General features: G+C 71.0%; 17 protein-coding genes. 10 read left to right on the plus strand and 7 right to left on the minus strand.

All coding sequences use genetic code 11. From position 1 onward, the window contains the following. Window positions 1–75 precede the first annotated feature (75 nt). From BM013_RS16990 to BM013_RS17005, 4 genes are all read left to right on the plus strand, one after another. Window positions 76–1500 carry a carotenoid oxygenase family protein gene (locus BM013_RS16990; RefSeq protein WP_093128811.1) on the plus strand — a complete coding sequence of 475 codons (1425 nt, stop codon included), beginning with the start codon at window positions 76–78 and terminating at the stop codon, window positions 1498–1500. Window positions 1501–1589: 89 nt separating this feature from the next. Then, window positions 1590–2486 carry a pirin family protein gene (locus tag BM013_RS16995; RefSeq protein WP_093128812.1) on the plus strand — a complete coding sequence of 299 codons (897 nt, stop codon included), beginning with the start codon at window positions 1590–1592 and terminating at the stop codon, window positions 2484–2486. A 106-nt stretch (window positions 2487–2592) separates the two neighbouring features. Next, a complete protein-coding gene (locus tag BM013_RS17000) occupies window positions 2593–3666 on the plus strand; it encodes a flavodoxin family protein (protein WP_093128813.1) in 1074 nt (357 codons plus the stop codon). A 187-nt stretch (window positions 3667–3853) separates the two neighbouring features. Beyond that, the gene (locus BM013_RS17005; RefSeq protein ID WP_093128814.1) at window positions 3854–4429 is read left to right on the plus strand and encodes a Spy/CpxP family protein refolding chaperone; all 576 of its coding nucleotides are present in this window, start codon (window positions 3854–3856) and stop codon (window positions 4427–4429) included. Window positions 4430–4549: 120 nt separating this feature from the next. On the opposite strand, the gene BM013_RS17010 is transcribed toward BM013_RS17005, so the two are convergent. Then, the gene (locus tag BM013_RS17010) at window positions 4550–4978 is read right to left on the minus strand and encodes a serine/threonine protein kinase (RefSeq protein ID WP_093128815.1); all 429 of its coding nucleotides are present in this window, start codon (window positions 4976–4978) and stop codon (window positions 4550–4552) included. A gap of 239 nt (window positions 4979–5217) precedes the next feature. Between BM013_RS17010 and BM013_RS17015 the strand changes: the two genes are divergently transcribed. From BM013_RS17015 to BM013_RS17030, 4 genes are all read left to right on the plus strand, one after another. Then, complete coding sequence (locus BM013_RS17015) at window positions 5218–6015, plus strand: endonuclease/exonuclease/phosphatase family protein (protein WP_093128816.1); 798 nt, start codon at window positions 5218–5220, stop codon at window positions 6013–6015. A gap of 9 nt (window positions 6016–6024) precedes the next feature. Next, on the plus strand, window positions 6025–7290 hold the full coding sequence (clsB, locus tag BM013_RS17020) for a cardiolipin synthase ClsB (RefSeq protein WP_093128817.1): 1266 nt from the start codon (window positions 6025–6027) through the stop codon (window positions 7288–7290). Between the two features lie 10 nt (window positions 7291–7300). Further along, complete coding sequence (locus BM013_RS17025) at window positions 7301–8272, plus strand: lysylphosphatidylglycerol synthase domain-containing protein (RefSeq protein WP_093128818.1); 972 nt, start codon at window positions 7301–7303, stop codon at window positions 8270–8272. Between the two features lie 127 nt (window positions 8273–8399). Continuing rightward, entirely contained in the window at window positions 8400–8897 is a 498-nt protein-coding gene (locus BM013_RS17030) for a polyhydroxyalkanoate granule-associated phasin (RefSeq protein WP_093128819.1), read from the plus strand. Window positions 8898–8909: 12 nt separating this feature from the next. On the opposite strand, the gene BM013_RS17035 is transcribed toward BM013_RS17030, so the two are convergent. The 3 genes from BM013_RS17035 to BM013_RS17045 all read right to left on the minus strand — a co-directional run bounded on the left by BM013_RS17035 (window position 8910) and on the right by BM013_RS17045 (window position 11482). After that, window positions 8910–10151: a metallophosphoesterase gene (locus BM013_RS17035; RefSeq protein WP_093128820.1), complete on the minus strand. Its 1242-nt coding sequence runs from the start codon at window positions 10149–10151 to the stop codon at window positions 8910–8912. 163 nt (window positions 10152–10314) lie between these two features. After that, window positions 10315–10818 carry a hypothetical protein gene (locus tag BM013_RS17040; RefSeq protein ID WP_093128821.1) on the minus strand — a complete coding sequence of 168 codons (504 nt, stop codon included), beginning with the start codon at window positions 10816–10818 and terminating at the stop codon, window positions 10315–10317. A 145-nt stretch (window positions 10819–10963) separates the two neighbouring features. After that, window positions 10964–11482, minus strand: coding sequence for a hypothetical protein (locus BM013_RS17045; protein ID WP_093128822.1), 519 nt, complete (start codon window positions 11480–11482; stop codon window positions 10964–10966). Window positions 11483–11792: 310 nt separating this feature from the next. On the opposite strand from BM013_RS17045, the gene BM013_RS17050 reads away from it, so the two are divergent. Further along, window positions 11793–12050, plus strand: a complete 258-nt coding sequence (locus BM013_RS17050) for a hypothetical protein (protein ID WP_093128823.1) — start codon at window positions 11793–11795, stop codon at window positions 12048–12050. After that, window positions 12035–12493 (plus strand): hypothetical protein, encoded by a 459-nt coding sequence (locus BM013_RS17055; RefSeq protein ID WP_093128824.1) that lies wholly within the window; start codon window positions 12035–12037, stop codon window positions 12491–12493. Before BM013_RS17050 ends, BM013_RS17055 begins: the two co-directional genes overlap by 16 nt. An 8-nt stretch (window positions 12494–12501) precedes the next feature. Here BM013_RS17055 and BM013_RS17060 read toward each other — a convergent pair whose 3' ends face one another. Genes BM013_RS17060 through BM013_RS17070 form a run of 3 tightly spaced genes read right to left on the minus strand, consistent with a single transcriptional unit; the run spans window position 12502 to window position 21352 of the window. Then, window positions 12502–14811, minus strand: a complete 2310-nt coding sequence (locus BM013_RS17060; RefSeq protein ID WP_093128825.1) for an AAA family ATPase — start codon at window positions 14809–14811, stop codon at window positions 12502–12504. Window positions 14812–14828: 17 nt separating this feature from the next. Continuing rightward, window positions 14829–18128, minus strand: a complete 3300-nt coding sequence (locus tag BM013_RS17065) for an AAA family ATPase (RefSeq protein ID WP_093128826.1) — start codon at window positions 18126–18128, stop codon at window positions 14829–14831. After that, the gene (locus BM013_RS17070) at window positions 18128–21352 is read right to left on the minus strand and encodes an AAA family ATPase (protein WP_093128827.1); all 3225 of its coding nucleotides are present in this window, start codon (window positions 21350–21352) and stop codon (window positions 18128–18130) included. Before BM013_RS17070 ends, BM013_RS17065 begins: the two co-directional genes overlap by 1 nt. Between the last annotated feature and the right edge of the window lie 51 nt (window positions 21353–21403).

Genomic DNA, 21403 nt, shown 5'->3' on the forward strand with positions numbered 1-21403 from the left:
AGGCCGGAGATATTTCCACTGGAAAGATATTCGACGACGCCTTCCAACGTTTCCACCGACCCTCAAGGAGCCCCGATGAACGATGCCATTCCCCGCAGCGCCCCGCCTCCCAACATGGCGCCGATCGATGTCGAGACCGACGCCGGTCCGCTGCCGCTGAAGGGCACGCTGCCCGCCGGCCTGCGCGGCACGCTGGTGCGCAACGGGCCGAACCCGGTGCGGCCCGATCCGAAGGAACACTGGTTCGCGGGCGACGGCATGCTGCACGCGTTCAGCATCGGCGACGGCAAGGTGCACTACCGCAACCGCTGGGTGCGCACGCAGCGCTGGCACGCGGCCGCCGAGGGCCAGGACCTGCCGGGCGGCTTCCAGGAAGCGCTCTTGAACAGCGGGCAGAAGCCGCCGCACGACGACGGCTCCGCCAACACCAACGTCATCGGCCACGCCGGCCGCGTGCTCGCGCTCGAAGAGGCGCACCTGCCGGTCGAGGTGGCGCTGCCCACGCTGGCCACGCTGGGCGCCAACGATTTCGGCGGCGGCCTGCAAGGCAGCTTCACCGCGCACCCCAAGACCGACCCGAAGACCGGCGAGCTGCTGTTCTTCGGCTACGGCACGCCGGCGCCGCTGTCCAGCGGCATGAGCTTTGGCGTGATGTCCCGCGAGGGCCGCGTCACGCGCTTCGAGCGTTTCGAGGCGCCCTACGCCAGCATGGTCCACGACTTCATGGTGACCGAGCGGCACGTGATGTTTCCCATCATGCCGCTCACCGCGAGCATGGAACGCGCGCAGAGCGGCCGCCCGCCCTACGCCTGGGAGCCCGAGCACGGCACGCGCGTGGGCCTGATGCCGCGCAATGGCAGCACCGCCGACATCGTCTGGTGGCGCGGCCCGGCCTGCTACGTGTTCCACGTCATGAACGCGTGGGAGGCCGGCGGCAGCCTGTTCGCCGACGTGGTGCAGTTCCCCACGCCGCCGCTGTTCCCGAAGCCCGACGGCTCGCCCGTGAGCGACAAGCCGCCGGTGAGCCGGCTGGTGCGCTGGCAGTTCGACCTGTCGAGCCCGGTGCACGAGTTCACGCAGACGCCGCTGGAGGAGATTCCGGGCGAGTTCCCGCGCATCGACGAGCGCTTTGCCGGCCTGCCCTACCGCCACGGCTGGTACGTGTGCCGCGGCATCGCGCAGCCGAACGAGCCGCCGCGCCTCTACGCGGGGCTGGTGCACGTCGACCACACCACACCGCACCGCGACATGTACCTGTTCCCCGCGCCCGACGTGGTGTCCGAAGGCGTGTTCGTGCCGCGCGCCGCCGATGCCGAGGAAGGCGACGGCTGGCTGCTGGCCACCGTGTGGCGCGGCGCTACCGACACCAGCGACCTGGTGGTGTTCGATGCGCGCGCATTGGCCGCCGGCCCGCTGTGCGTGGCCTCGCTGCCGCACCGCGTGCCGGTCGGCTTCCACGGCAACTGGTTCGCTGCGGGCACGCAAGCAGCGGCGTCGTGAGCCTGCGGCCGGCCTTCGCGCCGCGCGGCCGCCTGCGCGGCTGCACCCCCCGGGTGGCGCCGGGCGTGCGTTAGTGCCACCATGGCCGCATGACGAACGCCAATCACCATGCCAACCACCCCACCGATCCCGTCGCCACGCCGCGCGGCATCGACCACATCGTGGCCGGTGTTTCCACCAGCGACGGTGACGGCGTCAAACTCACGCGCGTGCTGCAGCAGCCGCTGCAGAAGCGCCTCGACCCGTACCTGATGCTCGATGCCTTCGGCAGCGACAACCCGGGCGACTACATCGGCGGCTTTCCCAACCATCCGCACCGCGGCTTCGAAACCGTCACCTACATGATCGCGGGCCGCATGCGCCACCGCGACAGCGCGGGCCACGAAGGGCTGCTGGAGAACGGCGGCGTGCAATGGATGACGGCCGGGCGCGGCCTCGTGCACAGCGAGCTGCCCGAGCAGGAAGAAGGGCTGATGGAAGGCTTCCAGCTGTGGCTCAACCTGCCCGCCAAGGACAAGATGCGCGAGCCCTGGTACCGCGACATCCAGAGCGAGGAGATTCCCGAGTTCACCACCACCGGCGGCGCGCACGTGCGCGTGATCGCGGGCGCGAGCCACGGCATCGAGGGCGCCGTGCGGCGCGAGCACACCGAGCCGCTGTACCTCGACATCACGCTGCCGCCCGGTGCGGAGTTCGCGCAGCCGCTGCCGGACGACCACAACGTGCTGGTCTACGTGTTCCGCGAGTCGGTGTGGATCGCGGGCAGCGAGATCCCGACGCGCCGCATGGCCATCCTGGCCAACGACGCGGCAAGCGACGGCGTGGTGCTGCGCGCCGGCGCGACCAACCACAGCCCGGCGCGCGCGCTGCTCATCGCGGGCCGGCCGCTGCACGAGCCCATCGCGCAGTACGGGCCCTTCGTGATGAACACGCAGGAGCAGGTCAAGCAGGCGGTGCACGACTTCCAGAACGGCAAGCTGGGCTGAACCCGCGGGTCCGCGAGCCGAGGCGGCGCCGCTGTAGTTGCCCGCCTACCGCAAGTCGGCATCGGCCCCGCACGCGGCCCGCCGCGCGGGCTGCCTAGATTGCGGCATGACCCCCACGATCCGAAAAGGACAGGCGCCCGAAACGCTGCAGCGCGCCGAGTTCCATGAACGCTTCATGCAGCCCTTCCAGGACCCGGCGTTCCAGGCCGAGGCCGGCTCGCTGCATCGCATCGAGCTGATTGCGTGGGAGGCCTACCAGGAAGGCCGCAAGGCGCCGGTCACGCGCAAGGCGGGCCCGGGCTACGCCGACCCCGACTACGACCTGTCGGTCGACTGGCTCGAGGCCAAGGCGCGCATCGACGCCGCGCAGGCCGCCTGGGGCCAGCCGCAGACGCGCTCGCGCGTGCTGCTGGTGAACGGCTCGCCGCGCAACGACGGCACCTGTCCCGGCGAGATCTCCAAGACATGGCGCCTGGCCGAGCTGGCGCGCGAGGTGCTCGAGGGTAGCGGCATCCAGGTCGACCTGCTCGACCTGAGCCTGGTCACCTCCGAATACGGGCGGCAGATCCATCCGTGCAAGGGCTGCGTCTCCACCGCCATGCCGCTGTGCCACTGGCCGTGCAGCTGCTACCCGAACCACTCGCTGCGCCAGACCGGCGACTGGATGAACGAGATCTACGAGCGCTGGGTGGCCGCGCACGGCGTGATCCTGCTCACGCCCACGCACTGGTACCAGGCCACCAGCCCGCTGAAGCTGATGATCGACCGCCTGGTGTGCGCCGACGGCGGCAACCCGGACCCCAGCAGCACGCACGGCAAGAAGCCCGAGGAAGCCAAGGCGCTCGAGCTCGAAGGCTGGGGCTACCCCAAGCACCTGGACGGGCGCGCCTACGGCGTGGTGGTGCACGGCGACGTGGCCGGCATCGAGAGCCTGCGGCGCAACCTGTGCGACTGGCTCGACTGGATGGGCCTGGTCGACGCCGGCATGCAGTCGCGGCTGGACCGCTACATCGGCTACTACGAGCCCTACGCCACCAGCCACGACGAACTCGACGCCGATGCCGACGTGCAGGAAGAAGTGCGCAACGTGGCGCGTGCCGTCGCGCGCGCGGTGGGCGAGCTGCGCGCGGGCACGCTGCAGGCACCCGACCGCGGGCTGAAGCGGCCGCGGGCGAAGTAGGAGATCGAGATGGGCAAGCCCCTGCGTGCCCGATGCCCGCGCCGCGCGGCTCATCAATCAGTTCATCAATCGGTTCATCAATCTTTACGCAAGCTCACGCTGGGCTAACGGGCGCGATACAGAGGTCTTCCACACTTCGTCTCACCTGCTGCCCATCGGCGGCAGTCTTCGAAAGGAAGCACTTCTCATGATCTCTCTTCGCCAACGCATCGTCTGGGCCAGCCTGCTCGGTTCGGCCGCCCTCGCCTCTTCGGGCGCTTTCGCTCAAGCGCCGGCCGCTCCCACCGCAGCCGCTCCCACCGCCGCGGTGGCCCAGGCCGACAACGCTGCGGCGCCCAAGGCGCAGCACAAGCGCATGGACCCCGCCAAGCGCATGGAGCGCATGCAGGAACACCGCGCCAAGCGCATGGCCGCGCTGAAGGACAAGCTCAAGCTGAACGCGGGCCAGGAAGGCGCATGGTCGACCTTCACCACCGCCACGCAGCCGCCGGCCGGTCCGCGTCCCCGCATGGACCGCGCCGAGTACGCCAAGCTGACCACGCCGCAGCGCCTGGAACGCATGCAGACCCGCCAGGCCGAGCGCAGCGCCATGTTCGCCAAGCGCGCCGACGCCACGAAGACCTTCTACGCCACGCTGACGCCTGACCAGCAGAAGACCTTCGACACCGAGACGGCCCACTTCGGCGGCCCGCGCGGTCACCACCGTGGCCACGGCGAGCATGGCGAGCACGGCGGCGCACCGGCCGCACCCGCCAAGAGCTGAGCCCGGTCTGCCGAACAGTCGATCGTCTGATCGGCTGATAAAAAACCCCGCAGCGCGAAAGCGCGGCGGGGTTTTTTCATTGGTGGCTGCCGGACGTGCCGGACGCGCGGAACGTGCGGGTTACTTCGGCGTGCCCGTCTTGTCCGTCGGGTTCGTCACGATGTCCGGGCGCTCGCCCTTCTGGCCGAACTGCGGCTTCACCTTGCGGCCGGTCTGGCTCACCTCGGCGCGCGACATCTCGCCGGTCGGCTGCGGCATGGCGTTGGGCTGGTGGTTCACCGTGGTGGTGGCCTCGCCCTTGGGCACCATGTTGGTCGCGTTGCTGCGGTTGTGCGCGCGGGCCTCGGCCTTCACGGCCTCGCGCGAGTTGGGCATCGAGTTGTCGGGGCGCTGCGGCGGGTTGGCCACGCCGGCCGGCGTCATCGTGCTGGCCTGGCCGCCCACCGAGGGATCGGGCTGGGCCGGAATGGACGTGGTCTGCGCGGTGGCGAGGCTGGCGGCGCCCAGCAGTGCAGAGAGAACGGCTGCGTGAAAAGTGGCTTGCTTCATGGTGGGTACTCCTTGTGGCCTTGTCTCGAGATCGATGGATCGAATGGATGGAATCGGGATGAAAACGCGGGCTGCTTTCTCCAGGCCCTGAAACCACCGTAGGAGCCGCCGTTTGGCCGCGTTGTGGGGGTGCGGCAGGCCCGCCTGTAGGAGCCCGCCGCCCAAGCCTGAAGGGGGCGCTAGAAGGTGGCGCGTTCCTACAGTCGGCATGCGCGGGGCGCCGTACAACGAGAACAACGATGTCTTCCTCGCCCTCTTCGCCCATGTCTGCCGCCGCCGAGCTTCCCGGAACGACCTCGCTCAAGGTCATGACGGTGAACACCCATAAAGGCTTTACCGCGCTCAACCGAAAGTTCATCCTGCCGGAGCTGCGCGATGCCGTGCGCACCGTGGGCGCCGACGTGGTGTTCCTGCAGGAAGTGCTGGGCACGCATGCGCGCCACTCGCGCCGCGTGGACAACTGGCCCGAGGCGCCGCACTACGAATTCCTGGCCGACACCATGTGGCCGCAGTTCGCCTACGGGCGCAACGCGGTGTACCCCAAGGGCCACCACGGCAACGCGGTGCTGTCGAAATTCCCGATCGTGCATTTCCGCAACCACGACGTGTCGGTGAGCGGCCCCGAGAAGCGCGGCCTGCTGCATTGCGTGCTGCGCCTGCCGGGCCGCCCGGTCGACGTGCACGTGATCTGCGCGCACCTCGGCCTGGCCGAGGCGCACCGGCTGCAGCAGCTGGAGCTGCTGTGCCACATCGTGCGCGACGAGGTGCCGGGCGACGCGCCCCTCATCGTGGCCGGCGACTTCAACGACTGGCGCGGCCGCGCGCACGACATCCTGGAGAAAGGCGCCGCACTGCGCGAGGTGTTCGTGCATGCCACCGGGCGCGCCGCCAAGACTTTTCCCGCGCGCTTTCCGGTGCTGTCGCTCGACCGCATCTACGTGCGCAACGCCGGCGTGCATGCGCCGGTGGTGCTGCCGCGGCGGCCGTGGTCGCACCTGTCCGACCACGCGCCCCTGGTGGCCAACATCGATCTCTGAGCGAATCCCATGAACAACAACCACTGGATCGGTGGCAACCGCATCGAGCTGCTGGAGAACGGCGAGCAGTTCTTCCCGCGCGTGTTCGAAGCCATCCGGCAAGCCCGGCGCGAAGCCATCGTCGAGACCTTCATCCTGTTCGAGGACAAGGTCGGCCTGCAGCTGCATGCCGCCATGCGCGAGGCCGCGCAGCGCGGCGTGAAGGTCGACCTGATGATCGACGGCTTCGGCTCGCCCGACCTCTCGCGCGAGTTCATCGAAGGGCTGACCTCGGTGGGCGTGAAGGTGCGTGTGTTCGACCCCGGCGCGCGCTTCATGGGCCAGCGGCTCAACGTGTTCCGCCGCATGCACCGCAAGATCGTGGTGATCGACGGCGAGCGCGCGTTCGTGGGTGGCATCAACTACTCGGCCGACCACCTGATGGACTTCGGCCCCAAGGCCAAGCAGGACTACGCGGTCGAGCTCACGGGCCCGATCGTCGGCGAGATCCACCAGTTCGTGCTGCGCGCCATCGCGCTCGGCGGCAAGGGCGCGGGCTGGTTCCGGCGGCGGCTGAAGCTGGCGCCCCCGGTGAAGCAGAGCCACGAAGGCGACGCCGAGCTGATGTTCGTCACGCGCGACAACCGGCGCCACACCAACGACATCGAGCGCCACTACCGCGCGGCGATCCGCTCGGCCAAGGAGCGCATCGTGATCGCCAACGCGTACTTCTTTCCGGGCTACCGGCTCATCAAGGAACTGCGCCGCGCGGCGCGCCGCGGCGTGGACGTGCGGCTCATCCTGCAGGGCGAGCCCGACATGCCGATCGTGAAGACGGCCGCCAGCATGCTGTACCACCACCTGCTGCACGCCGGCGTGCGCATCTACGAGTACTGCGAACGGCCGCTGCACGGCAAGGTCGCGCTGATGGACGACAAGTGGAGCACCGTGGGCTCGAGCAACCTCGACCCGCTGAGCCTGTCGCTGAACCTCGAGTCGAACGTGGTCGTGCGCGACGCCGCCTTCAACAGCGTGCTGTGGGAGCGCATGGACCACCTGATGCAGCACAGCTGCAAGCAGGTGCAGGCGGCCGACCTCGCGAGCGAATGGAGCGGCTGGCGGCTGGTGCGCAGCTTCTTCGTGTTCCACGCCATGCGCTGGTACCCGGCGCTGCTGGGGCGCCTGCCGCGCCACGTGCCGCGCCTCACGCCGGCCGAAGCCACCGACCTCGCGACCCGCCGCGACACCGGCCTGAGCAACCCGACCGGCGGCGCCACGCAGACGGAAGCTGCCTGAGGGGCCTGCCATGAGCGTGAGCGCGCTGTCCCGCCACTCGCGCCACACCTGGTGGCCCTGGGCGCGGCGCGTGCTGGTGTGGGGCTTCTTCGCGCTCATTGCATGGCTGCTGGTGCGCCAGGCGCGCACCATCGACTGGGACGAGGTGCTGGACGCCATCGCGGCGCTGCCCGCCGCCACCCTGCTCGCGGCCGGCGCGCTTGTGGCGTGCAGCTTCGCGCTGTACAGCACCTACGACCTGCTGGGGCGCCACCTCACGCGGCACCGCCTCGGCACGGGCACGGTGATGGGCGTCACCTTCATCAGCTACGCCTTCAACCTCAACCTGGGCTCGCTGGTGGGCGGCGTGGCCTTCCGCTACCGGCTCTATTCAAGGCTGGGGCTGGGCAACCAGACCATCACGCGCGTGCTGGGCTTCAGCATGCTGACCAACTGGCTCGGCTACCTGGTGGTGGCCGGCGCGGCCTTCTGCTTCTGGCCGCTCGCGCTGCCGCCGACCTGGAAGATCGGCAACGAGGGGCTGCGCATCCTCGGCGCGGTGCTGCTCGCGGTGGCGCTGGCCTACGTGGTGCTGTGCGCGTCGGCGCGCGGTCGCGTGTGGCGCGTGCGCGGGCATGCGTTCAAGACACCCACCCTGCCGATGGCGCTGCTGCAGCTGGCGATGTCGTGCGCCAACTGGTCGCTGATCGGCGGGGTCATCTGGTTCCTGCTGCAAGGCCAGGTCGGCTATGTGCACGTGCTCGCGGTGCTGCTGGTGGCCGCGGTGGCCGGCGTGGTCACGCACGTGCCGGCGGGGCTCGGCGTGCTCGAGGCGGTGTTCGTGGCGCTGCTCGCGCACCAGGTGGCCGAGCCGCAGCTGCTGGCCGCGCTGCTGGCCTATCGCGGGCTGTATTACCTGCTGCCGCTGGTGGTGGCCACCGTCGGCTACGGCGTCGCCGAGGCGCGCGCCAGGCGGCTGCGCGCCGTGGCTTCGCCGCGCTGACGGCGCACGCATGACTTCTTTGGCAAAAATTGTGGAATCGAAATTGTTGCAGCGCAGCAATTTGGGCTTCGGAGGCCTATAGTGGGCCGACCGCCTTCCCCTTCGTTCCCCTCACCAAGCCCCCCACATGTCGTCCCTTACCTCCGCCGCCCGCCCGGCCGACCCGCTCACGCAGTGGTTCGAGCTGGCGCTCAAGACCCACGAGATGCTGTTGTCCTCCGGCTCGGTGATCCGCATGCGGACCGAGCGCATCGCCAAGGCCGGGCTCGTGCCCAGCGCGGACGATCTCGCGGAGTTCCAGCTGATGGGCCAGGAAAAGCTCGCGGCCGCGAGCGAATCGGGCCTTGCGATGGCCCGGCAGTGGCACAGCAGCCACCTTTCGCTGGCCAACCGCGTGCTGCAGCAATGGGTGCAGAGCACCACGGCCTTCTTCTCGCTCGCGGGCAGCGTCACGCCGGCACAGGCGGCCGCCAACAGCGACGCCTTCGTGCAATCGGCCGCCGGCACCGTCGATGCCGCGAGCCGGTTTCCGGACATCGCGGCGCGCATCGCGCACGACGGCCTGGAGCCCATTCACGCCGCGGCCACGTCGAACGAGCGTCGGCTCTCCGAACTGGCGTCCTGAAAGAAGGCTGGCTCAGCCCTTCGCGGGCACCAGCGTCAGCAGCGTGATCTCCGACGGCGCGCCGAAGCGCTTCGGCGGACCCCAGTAGCCGGTGCCCCGGCTCACATAGATCCACATGTCGTGCAGGCGGTGCAGCCCCGCCGTGAAGGGCTGCTGCATCGGCACGAACAGGTTCCACGGAAAGAATTGGCCGCCGTGCGTGTGGCCCGACAGCTGCAGCTGGTAGCCGGCCGCCGCGGCCACCGGCGCGCTGCGCGGCTGGTGCGCCAGCAGCACGCGCGTGTGCACCAGTGGCGGCGCGTCGTGCAGCGCCAGGTGCGGGTCGCTGGCGTGCGCGGCGTCGAAATGCCCGGCGGTGAAGTCGGTCACGCCGGCCAGCACCAGCGCGCTGTCGAACAGCTCCTCGTCGGTCTGCGCGCCGCGCACGTTGCGCGTCTGCAGCACCACGTGCTCGTTGAGCAGCACCTTCAGGCCGAGCCGGCGCAGCTCGTCGATCCAGGCGTGCGCGCCCGCGTAGTACTCGTGGTTGCCGGTGACCACGAAGGTGCCGTGCCGCGCGCGCAGGCCGGCCAGCGGCGCGATGTGCTCGCGCAGCTCGGCCACGGTGCCGTCGACCAGGTCGCCGGTGATCGCGATCGCGTCCGCGCCCAGGCGGTTGACCGCGTCGACGATGCGCTGGATGTAGCTGTTGCGGATGGTCGGGCCCACGTGGATGTCGCTGAGCTGCGCGATCGTGAAGCCCTCGAGCGCTTGCGGCAGCCCGCGAATGGGCACGTCGACGCGCTTCACGCCGGCCGTGCGGCGCGCATTGAGGAAGCCGATGGCCGAGGTGGCCGTGGCAATGGCCAGCACCGCCAGCGCGCTCCACGGCTTCAGGCTGGCCCACTGCACCTGCACGCCGCCGGCGGCGCTGGCCAGCCAGGTCAGGCCCAGCGCCGCGTCGCGCACCAGCGTCAGCACGAACATCGACGAGAACCAGCCCATGCTGATCAGGCCGATCCAGTTCAGTGCGGTGCCGGGCGACTTGCCGCCGCTTCGCGCCAGGAAAGGCAAGGGAATGGTGAATGCCGACACCGCGAGCGCCAGCAGCGCCAGCGGCCACGCGGGCGTGAGCACGGCCAGCGCGGGCAGCAGGCGCAGCGCGATGTAGACGTGCAACAGCGCGGTCAGGGCGCTCAGGGGACGGATCGGCATGGGGGCAATGGGTTCGGGCACTGCCCGGGATACACCACCTGCAAGGCGCATGCCGTGCATTCAAGGCATCCGGAGGCGCCGGCACCGCTATTTTTTCTATAGCGCAGCGCGCCCGGATAGCGGGCGTTTCGACCCGAAAAAGCCTTCGAAGTGTACGCCGGCCAAACGTTTGCGCCACACGATGCCGGCGCCCACTTGCGCCAGCGCCGTGCCTGCGCGGCTTTTACTGCACCGTCCGCGTGCCGGCCGAAGCCATGTCGGTGCCCGCCGGCCAGACGAAGCTGACCTTGGACGGCGCGCCCTGCAGCACATGCAGCGGCTGCTTGAGCACCTGGTTGCCCAGGCGCGCCTCGACTTCGTAGTTGCCCGGGTCGAGCCGCGCGACCATGAACGGGCCGCCCGAGGTCACGTTGTCGATCAGCGCGGTGCCGCTGCCGTCGCGCACCGTCACGTGCACGTTGGCGGCAAAGTCGGCGCCCTTGCTGTCCTTGACCGCGAACTCGAGCGTGGCGGGCCAGCGCGGCGACACCGTTTCCATCAGCTGGGCTTCATCGCTGCCGATGCCGCCGCTCATGTACTCGATGCCGTGCGACATGAAGATCGGCGGGTTCACCGCGGCCTGCGCCGAAGCAACCGCCGACAGCGCGCCGAGCAGCACGGCGCCGCAGAAGGCCGCGGCCGCCAGCGGGCGCATGCGCGATGGGGAACGGGGGAGCGGGGAAGTCATGGTCTGGGTCCTTTCCTGGTCGTCGTGGCGAGAAGCCACGGTGCCACTGTGCGGCGCGTGGCTTAGGAAAGGCTGACCTGCTGCGCGAAGAACCGGAGTACCCGGAGGGCCGGGAGCGCAGGGAGGGCCGGAAGGCCCCCCGTGCTCAGCGCAGCGGCGAGGTCTGCGCCAGCGTCTGCGCCAGCGGCGGCGTGACCGAGGCCATGTCGAAGTTCGACGGCCAGACGAAAGAGGCCCGTGCCGGCATGCCGGCGATCACCACCAGCGACTGCGTCAGCGTGAGGCCGCCGAGCGTCACGTTCACGTCGTAGGCGCCCGGGTTGAGGCGCGCGAGCATGTAGGGCGATCTGGTCTGCACGTCCATCACCACCTGGCCGGTGTATTTCTGGCGGACCTCGACCGCGGCCTGGGCCGGAAAGCCGCCCTGCTGCGCGCCCTTGCCGTCGCTCACGCCGAGGGCGATGGTGGCGGCCCAGCGCGGCGAGACCATTTCCATGAAGGCGGCCTCGTCGCGCGCGGCGCCGCCGCACATGTATTCGATGCCCTGCGCCACCTGGATGGGCGGGTTGGAGAACGCATGGGCCGACGTGAAGGCCCCGAGGAATGCTGCTGTGCCGCCCAAAACCAGCGCGGCCAGCGGCCGGCGGAGACGTGAAGGGTTCATTGCTGTGTGGTCCTCGATCTTGCGTGACGTGAAATCCGACGAGGATTTTGCTTAGCAAGAGTCGGGCTAGATATAGCGTTTACGAGGAACGATCTTCGGATTCAAGTTGAATGCTATTGTTTTCATAGCGCATGACGTCCATGTGACGTGGGTGTTGGCTACTTTTGTTCACAACCCTCAGGCAAACCCTGATGCGCCCTGGTCTGCGGTGTTTTCGGGACGGATTCCGCCGGCGTGCATGGCGCACGCCTACATCTGTGCATCGCGCCGGCGGATATGAACGGTCGAACGCACACAAGGAGCTTCAGCCATGACCCTCGAAACGACGATCAACGAGTTCAAGAAAGTCGATGCGGCGCGCGCCGACTACCCCGGCGAGCACCTCGCCGTGCTGGGCGCGGGCGTGTTGCTGCTGCTGGCGGCGGGCCGCAGCCGCTCGTTCCTGGCGCGCATCGTGGTCGGCGCGGCCGGCGGCGCGCTGATCGGCCGCGCGGCAAGCGGCACCGGCGGTCTCGCCAAGCTGGCGGGCGCACTGCAGGCGGGAGGCTGGGCATGGCCGCGCCGCTGAACACCCGGGTCGCTGCCGCCCCCGCACCCGCACCCGCCGCCGGGCCCGAGCGCTACTGGCCGCTGTGCCTGGCGGTGGCGCTGCTGGCGATGTTCCTGTTCTACGTGACGCTCCAGGGCCTGGTGCGCGAGAGCGCCGCGCGCGCGGCGGCCCTGCTCGCCCCGCCGCCGGTCGCCGAGGCGCCGGCCGCGCCGATGGCGCCGATGGAGCGCTTCGAGCCCCTGCCGCCGGTGCAGGCCACGGCTGTGCGCGCTGCGGCGCCGGCCGTGCTGGGCACGCCGCCCGCCGTCGTGCACGCCAAGGCCGTGCCCGCCGTCGTCGAGGTGACCAAGTGCGCCACGCCGACCGGCGAAGCCGCCTATTCCGACGGCCCCTGCCCCGAAGGTTCGCGCGCGACCACGCTGCGCCTGCCGCGCGACCTGAACGTCGCGACCAGCATGTAACTGGCCTGTCAGCCTGCAGGCTCGGGCCGCACCACCACGGCCCCGTCCTGCATGTCGACCTCCAGCAGCGCGCCGTCGGCCACCGGCCCGAACATCGTTCGCGCCACCGCGGCCACCACCAGCTGCTCGACCGCGCGCTGCAGCGGCCGCGCCCCGTACGCCGGGCTGAAGCCCTTGTCCGCGACGAACGCGACCAGCGCCGGCGAGAACGCCAGCCGCACGCCGCGCCGAACCAGCCCTTCGCGCTGCGCGATCGCCTGCAGTTCCTGCACCGCGATCGCCTCGATGGCCGTGCGCGTGAGCGGCGCAAAAGGCACCACCCGGTCGATGCGGTTGAAGAACTCCGGCCGGAAGAACTGCCGGATGTCGTGAATGGTGCTGTCGCCGCCGCCTTCCGGCGTCTCCTGCGCGAACCCCAGCGACGCCCCGTGGCGCACGCCCAGGTTGGTGGTCATCACGATCACCGTGCTGCGGAAGTCGGTCATGCGCCCGCGGCTGTCGCGCAGGCGGCCTTCGTCGAGCACCGTGAGCAGCAGGTCGAACACCGACGGGTCGGCCTTTTCGATCTCGTCGAGCAGCACCACCGAGAACGGCTGCTGCCGCACATGCTCCACCAGCTTGCCGGGCCGCGCGCCGGTGCCGATGAGCCGCGCGATCTGGAACGCGTGCTGGAACTCGCTCATGTCGATGCGGAACAGCGGGTCGGCCGCGGCGCCCGGGCCGCCGGCCCCGTGGGTATCGCCGGCGCCGAAGAAGTAGCGCGCCAGCGCCTTCGCCGCGGCCGTCTTGCCGACGCCGGTCGGCCCCGCGAACAGCAGCGTGGCAATCGGCTTGGCCGGGTCGTTCAGGCCGGCCTTGAACAGGTACACCACGTCCTTCAGGTGCCCGACCGCCGTGTCCTGGCCGAACAGCTTCTGCGCGAAGAAGGCATGCACCTGCGCCTCGTCCAGCGGCTGGTCGTCGCGCAGGAAGGTTTCGGGCAGGCCGGTGCTCTTCGCGAAATGCGCGATGGCCGCGGTTTCCGTCACCACGCCCGACTGCGCCGCCAGCGCCTCGCGCACGCAGTCGCCGAAGAAGCGCACCGCCTTGCCCGGGAAGCGCTCGTAGCGCACGTAGCGCTGCAGCAGGCGGTAGCCGGTGTCCAGCGCCTGGCGCTCGATGTCGACCGACAGCGCACCCTTCGCATGGCCCGCGAACAGCTCGAGCACGCGGCGCGCGCGCAGGTTGTCCATCTCGGGCAGGCGCAGCGTCTCGAAGCAGTCGATGAAGCCGGGCAGCCGCTGGCGCGCGGTTTCCAGCTCGCTCGGGTTGGCCTCGCCCACCAGGCGCAGCGTGCCGCGGCGCAGCGCGGGCAGCAGGTAGGCGGCCATCGAGTCCTCGGCGCTCTGGCCGCCGATCTGCAGCAGGTTGACGAAGTCGGTCACCCACAGCAGGCCGTCGGCCAGGTCCAGCCATTGCACGGTCTGGTCGCACAGCGCCTGCCATTCGCCCAGGTACTTGGCGCGGCCGATCAGGCGCTCGGCGTGGCTGCGCCAGAAGGTGGGCGGCGCGTCGTGCCCGGTGGTGAGCCGGTGCGCCTTGCGGATCGCCTCCAGGATCACCACGCTCTTGCCCACGCCCGGCTCGCCCACCAGCAGCAGGTTGCCGCGGCGCGCCAGCCGCGCGGCGATCTCGTCGACCAGCGCGCCCTGCTCCCACGCCACCTCGGGGAACACGTGCAGGCCGCGGCGCGCGCCGGTCTCGGGCAGGCGGTCGGCCACGGCCTGGAGCTGCTCGCAGGTTTCGCGCAGGTGGCGCGGCACCTGCTGCCTGCTGCTCGCGCGGTCGTCGCGCCGCACGTCGATCTGGTCGAGCCACGGCGCCGAGGGCATCAGGTAGCGCTGCGCCGCCTCGGGCGAGACGCCGTCCAGGCATTCGCGCGTGTAGTGCTCGATCAGCACCTGCAGCTGCGCGTCGTCGTAGTAGTAGAAGCTCTGGTCCAGCCAGGGCAGGTAGCACTTGGCGTAGCCGTCTTCCTCGTTCTGGCCGAACACGGCGGCCACGTGGAAGTCGGTGGCGCGGGGCTCGGGGAAGTTGCCCTTGTCCGTGCGGTGCGCCAGGCTCACCGACACGTGCACCAGCTTGAGCCGCGCGTCGTCGATGTCGGGCTCGGGCACGTAGCCGTCGCGCTCGCGTTCACGCTGCAGCGTCTCGGCCAGCGCGGCCTTCACGCGGCGCGCGCTGCGCTCGATCACCTGGTAGTCGGTGCCGAGCAGGATGCCGCAGACGGACGTGTCGTCGAGCTGCCAGCACACGAGGGGGTACGAAAGCGTGGCCATGCGTGGGTGTCGATATCTCAGTCTTGCGCGGCGCGGCCGTCCCACAGCAGCAGGCGCCAGTCGTCCTCGCTGAGCGGGCCGTTGAACTTGCGCACCCGGCCGGAGCGCAGGTCGGTCAGGCGGCGGTGGTCGCCGGGGCGCGCGGGCTCCAGGCGCAGGCGCACGATCTCGGTGGGCAGCACGGGCGCCGTGCCGCTGTCGTCGTTGTCTTCGCTGTCTTCACCGTCCATCGGCAGCAGCCGCACGGCGAGCGGCAGCGGCCGGTCGTCGCCCACGTACCAGAGGTGGATGCCGCACTCGCCGCCGAAGGCATCGCGCAGGCCGACGCCTTCGAAGCAGCGCATGCCGGCGCGCGGCGACGCCAGCTCGTGCACGTCCAGCTGCGCGATCAGCGCGGCGTAGTCGGCCCAGGCGGCTTTCACCGCGAGCTCGCCCGCGCCCGTCTGCAGCGGCACGATCTCCAGGCCCACACGCTCGATGCCGTGCCGCGCGAGGCTGTCGGCGCGGCGCGCGAGCTGGTCGATTTCCAGCTGCCAGCGCACCAGTTCGGCGTCGGCGCCGCGCAGCGGCTGCGAGCCCGCCAGCAGCTGCTCGAAGAGTTCGTGGATGTCGTGCTGCGCCGCCAGCATGTCGGTCATCGGGCGACCCATGAAGCGCCAGTCGCGCGCACGCGGCGGCAGCTGCTTCACCGCGCGCACCGGCGCGGCGCGGCGCTCCGACAGGTCCCAGCTGCGCCGCGCGAGCACTTCGCGCAGCGGGTCGAGCCGCACCTGCAGCGCGCGCAGCGCCAGCGCATCGGCCTCGGGCGGGCCGATGTCGATCTGCGCGCGCAGCCGCTCGTGCAGCGCGTCGGCCGTGGCCGCGAGCTGCCGGTAGCCCGCCGCGCCCGTGTCCTCGGGCAGCAAGACCGTGCGCTGGCGGGCATAGTCGAGCAGCGTGGCGCGCGTGGCAAGGCCGCCGTCGCCGAGCGCCGTGTCGAAGGCCACGTCGAGCAGCATCGGCTGGCCGCTGTGCGACGCGGCCAGCCGCTGCGCGATCGGCCGCGTCAGCGCGCGCTCGATGCCGCGCTTCAGTGCGCGCGCGCCCAGCGCCTCGTCGTGGCCGAGGCGCGCGAGATGGTCGAGCGCTTCGGCCGACACGTTCAGGAAGGTCAGCCGCCGCACGAAGCCGTCGCGCGCGAGCACGCGCTCCAGCTGCAGCCGCGCGATGGCCGCGATGTCTTGCGCCGACAGCGGCGTGAAGCCGACCACCTGGTCGATGCGGTTCAGGAATTCGGGCCGGAAGAAGCGCTCCACCGCCTCGCGGTAGGTGTGCGCCACGTCGGCCGCCTGCCGCACGAAGCCGGTGTGGCGGCTCGCCGCACCGGCGCCCAGGTTCGAGGTGAGCACCACCACGCACTGCGAGAAGTCGGTGGTGCGGCCCAGCGCGTCGGTCAGCCGGCCTTCGCCGAGCACCTGCAGCAGCAGGTCGTGCACCGAGGGGTGCGCCTTCTCGATCTCGTCGAGCAGCAGCACGCAGGCGCGGCGCTGGCGCACGGCCGCGGTGAGCTGGCCGTCGGGCCGGTGCGCATCGCCGATGAGCCGGCCGGCGGCGTCGCCGTCGACGTACTCGTTCATGTCGAAGCGCACCAGCCCGCCTTCGTCCTCGAACAGGAAGTCGGCCAGCAGCTTGGCGGCCTCGCTCTTGCCGACGCCGGTCGGGCCGATGAACAGCAGCGACGACAGCGGCTTGCCCGGCGCCGCCAGCCCCGACTTCACGAGCGCCACCACGTCGACCAGCTGCGCGCGCGCCTCGGGTTGGCCGATGAGCCGCGCCGCGAAATGCGCCGCGGCCTCGGCCGGCGCCAGGCCGACCTGGCGCGAGAACAGCTTCTCGCGGAAGTGGTACGTGGCCGTGTACGCGGCCAGCACCTCCGCGCGGCCGACCTCGCCGCGCGCATGGCGCACGGCCAGCCGGTCGAGCAGGCGGATCGCCGAGCCGGGCAGCACCTCGTCGGCGGCGAAGCGGCGCTCCATCTTCAGCAGCTCGGCCACGGCGCCGGCGCCGATGCGGCACGCGTGCTGCTGCTCGAGCTCGGCGCGGTGCCAGTTGACGATGCGGATGGCCGTGGCGCGCGGCGGCGGTTCCACCCGGATCACGCGGAACAGATCGGCGAAGCGGCGGTCGCGCTGCTGCACCTTCTGCCATGCCTCGGGCGTGGCCTCGCCGATCATGGTGAAGGCGCGCTTCTCGAGCAGCGGGCGCAGCACGTCGGCCAGCGTCAGCGTGTTCTGCGCGCTCTTGCCGATCGACAGCAGCGCGACCAGGTTGTCGCAGTACAGGTGGTCGGGCTTGGCGATGCGGAACTCGTCGCGCAGGCGGAACTGCAGGTGCTGCAGCAGCACGGCCATGCGGCGCTGCCACTGGCCGATGACGCTCATGCCCGAGATCACGCGCATCGGGTCGAGGTGCCAGGTCTTCTGCAGGCGCTCGCGGTCGCGGCCGGTTTCGCTGTCGATGTAGCGGCGCAGTGCGCCGTGCACCAACGCCGTCTTGCCGGCGCCGCGCGGGCCCACGAGCACGATCGCCCCGGCACCACCGTCACCGCTGCTGCCGCTGCCGGTGCGGTAGATGGCGCGGCCCAGTTCCTCGACCATGTCGTCGCGCAGGATCGCCCGCGTGAGCGCGTCGGGGTACAGGTCGTTCAGGTCGAGCGCGGCGCGCGCCATCTCGCTCGGGCCGTCGCCGATGCCGTCGTCGCGCAGCGCGCTGCGCCGGTCGTGGTCGCTCTCGAACGGAAAGGGGCCGTGCGCCAGGTGCAGCGAGAGCTCGAGCTCGCCGAGCTCGTCGTTCGGCGCGGCGAGGTAGCGCTGCGGGTCGAACGCATCGCCCAGGTCCTTGCGCTTGTCGCGGAACCAGGCTTGCAGGGCGGCCACCAGGCGCTCGGTGCGCTGGACCTTGTCGAGCTGCGATTCGCCCAAGTCGGCCACCATGCCGTCGAGCTGCGGCAGGCAGGCATAGCGCCGCCCGGCCACGCTGAAATGCGCGGCCGCGAACGCGCCCTCGACCCAGCGGCGGCCGCTGTCGAAGCCCAGCGGCACGAGCTCGAAGCGCAGCTCGGGCGCAAAGCCCAGCCACAGGCGCTCGTCGAGCGTGGTGCGCGAACTGCGCGTGCCCTGGAAGTGGCGCACCACGGCCTGGCGCAGCTTGTTCAATGCCGCCTCGTAGCGCACGGCCGTGGCCTCGATCTTGGGCAGGAACAGGCAGCGCAGCCGGAAGCCCGCTTCCTTGCGGTGCGTGACGAAGACCGGAACGCGCAAGCTGCCCTGGCGGCTCATCAGTCGTCCTCCCCGAGCAGCATGCGGTCCATGAGCGCGTCGAACTGGCTGTCGAGCAGGCGCTTCCAGGCGGGCTCGTCGGGGAACGGGCTGCGCCAGTCGGCGTGCGGGTCGCTCAGCACGCCCTGCTTGAGCAGCCGGTGCACCGGCCGGCTGTCGAAGAAATGCTGGCGGTGCACGTTGGCGGGCGTCTCGAAGCCCGACAGCGGGGTGTTGCGCACGGAGACCCAGGCGTCCGACTTGCGGTCGCCTTCCCAGATGCGCCACACGCCGCTTTCGCGGCGGAAGTAGTCGAACACCGCCGGGCCTTTCAGCTCGATCTCGAAGCCGACGACCAGGCTCTTGCGGCTCGAGGTCTGCGGCCAGGGGAACTTCAGGTACGGGCTGGGCGCTGTCTCTTCGTCGCGCTTGTCTTCGCGTTTGTCCTCACGCTTCTTTTCGGCCGCGGCTTCTTCCGCCTCGGCCGTGCGCGGCGACGGCTTGTGGGGCTCGTCGCCCAGCCGCACCACCTGCGAACGGAGCTCGAAACCCGCGAGCGTGGCCAGCCCGCTCCACGCGGCATGCAGCGTGGCCACCAGCGCCGGCGCGGCGTACAGCCCGACGGTGCACACGCTGCTGTCGGGCCGCACCACGTGGAATGCGCGCTGCTTGAAGTCGCTGAAGCGCGTGCGCCATGCCGCCAGGTCGGGCGGCGCGTCGGCCTCGCCGACCAGCGCCAGCAGGGCCTGTCCTTCCAGCTCGATGATTTCGGCGAACAGGCCCTGCGCCTGCTGCTGCACGGCGGCGAGTTCGCGCGCGCGGGCGGCGTGCGCCGTGCCGTCCCAGTGCGGTAGCTGCGGCGCGCGCTGGCGCTTCTTCTCGTGGCGGCGGCGCTCATGGTCGAGGCGGAACAGCTGGTTCACCAGGTTCACGTACAGCGGGCCTTCGGTCACGCGCTGCCAGTGGCGGCGCGCCTCGGCCAGCGCGTCGGCCGTGAGCAGCGGCGTGTTGTCGACCGCGCGCTGCAGCAGCTCGGTGCGCACGTCCAGCGCCTGGCCCGCGCTGGCGCCGGCGCCCACCTTCACCGCCAGCGGCGTCACGTACGCATGCGGCGACAGCGCATGCGCCAGCGGCAGCAGCAGCTCGCGGCGCAGCACGCGCTGCACGTCGCGCGCGCCGTAGCGCACGTCGCCGGGCAGCGTGGCCAGGTGCGCGGCCACGCCGGCGTCGAGCGTCAGCTCGGCGCTGCGCTCGAGCAGGCCTTCGCGCTGGCGCATCAGCGCCATCTCGCGCCCGAAGATCGGCGCGCGCTCGGCGGCCGACAGCGTGGCGAACGGCACGATGTGGTCGATGCGGTTGAAAAGCTCGGGCCGGAAGGCCTGCTGCACCGCCTGCTCGAAATGGCTGCGCGGGTCGCCGCGCTGCGCGCCCAGGCCCATCGGCGTGCGCTGCATCACCTCGGCGCCGAGGTTCGAGGTCATCACCACGAAGCTGCCGCAGAAGTTGGCCGTGAGCCCGTCGCCGCCGGTCAGCCGGCCCTCGCCCAGCACCTGCAGCAGCAGGTCGAAGAAGCTGGGGTGCGCCTTCTCGAGCTCGTCGAACAGCACCACCGAGAACGGCTGGCGCCGCACCGCGCCGATCAGCACGCCCTCGTCGCCGCCCAGGTCGCCGAGCAGGCGCAGCACCGCCACCGGGTCGGCGTACTCGCTCATGTCGATGCGGATCATGCGGCGCGCGTCGCCGAACATGAACTCGGCCAGCGCCTTGGCCGTCTCGGTCTTGCCCACGCCCGTGGGGCCGATCAGCAGCATCGACGCAATCGGCTTGCCGCTGCGCGCCAGGCCGGCCTTGGTGGCGACCAGCAGGTTGGTGACCACCGAGAGCGCGTCGGGCTGGCCGAACAGGCGGCGGCGGAAGAAGCCGTCGACCTCGTCGAGCGACAGCGGCAGGCGCGCGTCGAGCATGCGCCGCGGCATGCCGGTCTCGGCGCAGAACGCGGCGATCGCGTCGTCGCGGCCGATCACCGCGCCCGGCTGGCCGCGCACATGCAGGATCAGTTCCTCGAAGAAGCGGATGCCCTTGCCCGGAAAGCCCGAGTAAGGCGAGAAGCGGCGCTGCAGCGCAATGAGCTCCGACACCGCCTCGGGCGACACCGCCACGCGGTGCTCGGCCGCCAGCGCGGCCACGGCGGCGAGCATCGTGCGCTCCTGCTCCGCCTCGGGCTGCTCGGGCAGGCGCACGGCCTGGAACAGCGCCGAGAAGCCGGGGCTGCGCAGGTCGATGGTCGACAGCTCGGCGGGCGTGGCCTCGGCCAGCAGCATCAGCTGGCCGCGCGCCAGCGGCTCGCGCAGCGCGTCGCCCAGGCTGACGCTGTTGCCCTGGTACTGGCCCACCTCGAACAGCTCCGACAGGTGGCCCACGTACAGCGCCACGTTGCGCTCGGCCAATTCGCGGCACAGCGCGGTCAGCGCCTGCTGCCAGCTGCCGTCGCGCGTGAGGCCCTGGATGAGCCGCGCCGCGCTGGTCTCCCACGGCACGCCGGCGGCGCGGTCGCGGCGCTCGCGCGCGTACTGGTGCATGAGCGCCGTCTTGCCGCTGCTCTCGGCGCCGATGACCAGCACGCTGCGCGCAAAGCGCCCTTCCGCGGCGCGGCCCATGGCCTTCAGCGGCTCGGCGAGGCCGATGGCCGTGCGCGTCCCCGTGCTCATCTCGTTGGCCACCGCGGGCAGCAACGGCTCGGCGCGCTCGTTCTTCAGGCGGCGCAGCGCCTCGGCGCTGTGGAACACGAGGTCGAGCGGCAGCTGCGCCAGCTCGACCTGCTCGAACCACTGCGCCGCCACCTGCCGCCGCACGTCGGCCTGCCGGCCGCTGCGGCGATGCTCCAGCACCACCGCCTCGACCACCGCGTCGCGCAGGCGCTCGGCCTCGGCGAGGGTGACGATGCCGAGCGCGGGCACGTAGCCGATGCAGGGCGTGTTGGCGGGGCCGGTGGAAAGGAAGGCAATGTGGCGGCAGCGGCGCGCGGGTTGCAGCAGCGGGTCGCGGCCGCCGGGAATGTCGACCTCGATCTCGTGCCGCTCGAAGGCCTGCGGATCGTTGATCTGCACGGCCTCGAGGTAGCGGCCCTTGTCGATCAGGTGCGACTGCACCGCCTGCGTCATGCGCCGCGCCATCGCCTGCGCGCTGCTGCCGAGCCACGCCATCCCGGGAAAGGCCAGCGACGTGACGACGCTCTCGCCGGCCACGGTGGTCAGTTCGAAGAAGGCGAGGCTGGAGGGAATGGCAGGGGTCCTGTG

This window comes from Variovorax sp. OK605 (assembly GCF_900115445.1).
Taxonomy (GTDB): Bacteria; Pseudomonadota; Gammaproteobacteria; order Burkholderiales; family Burkholderiaceae_C; genus Variovorax.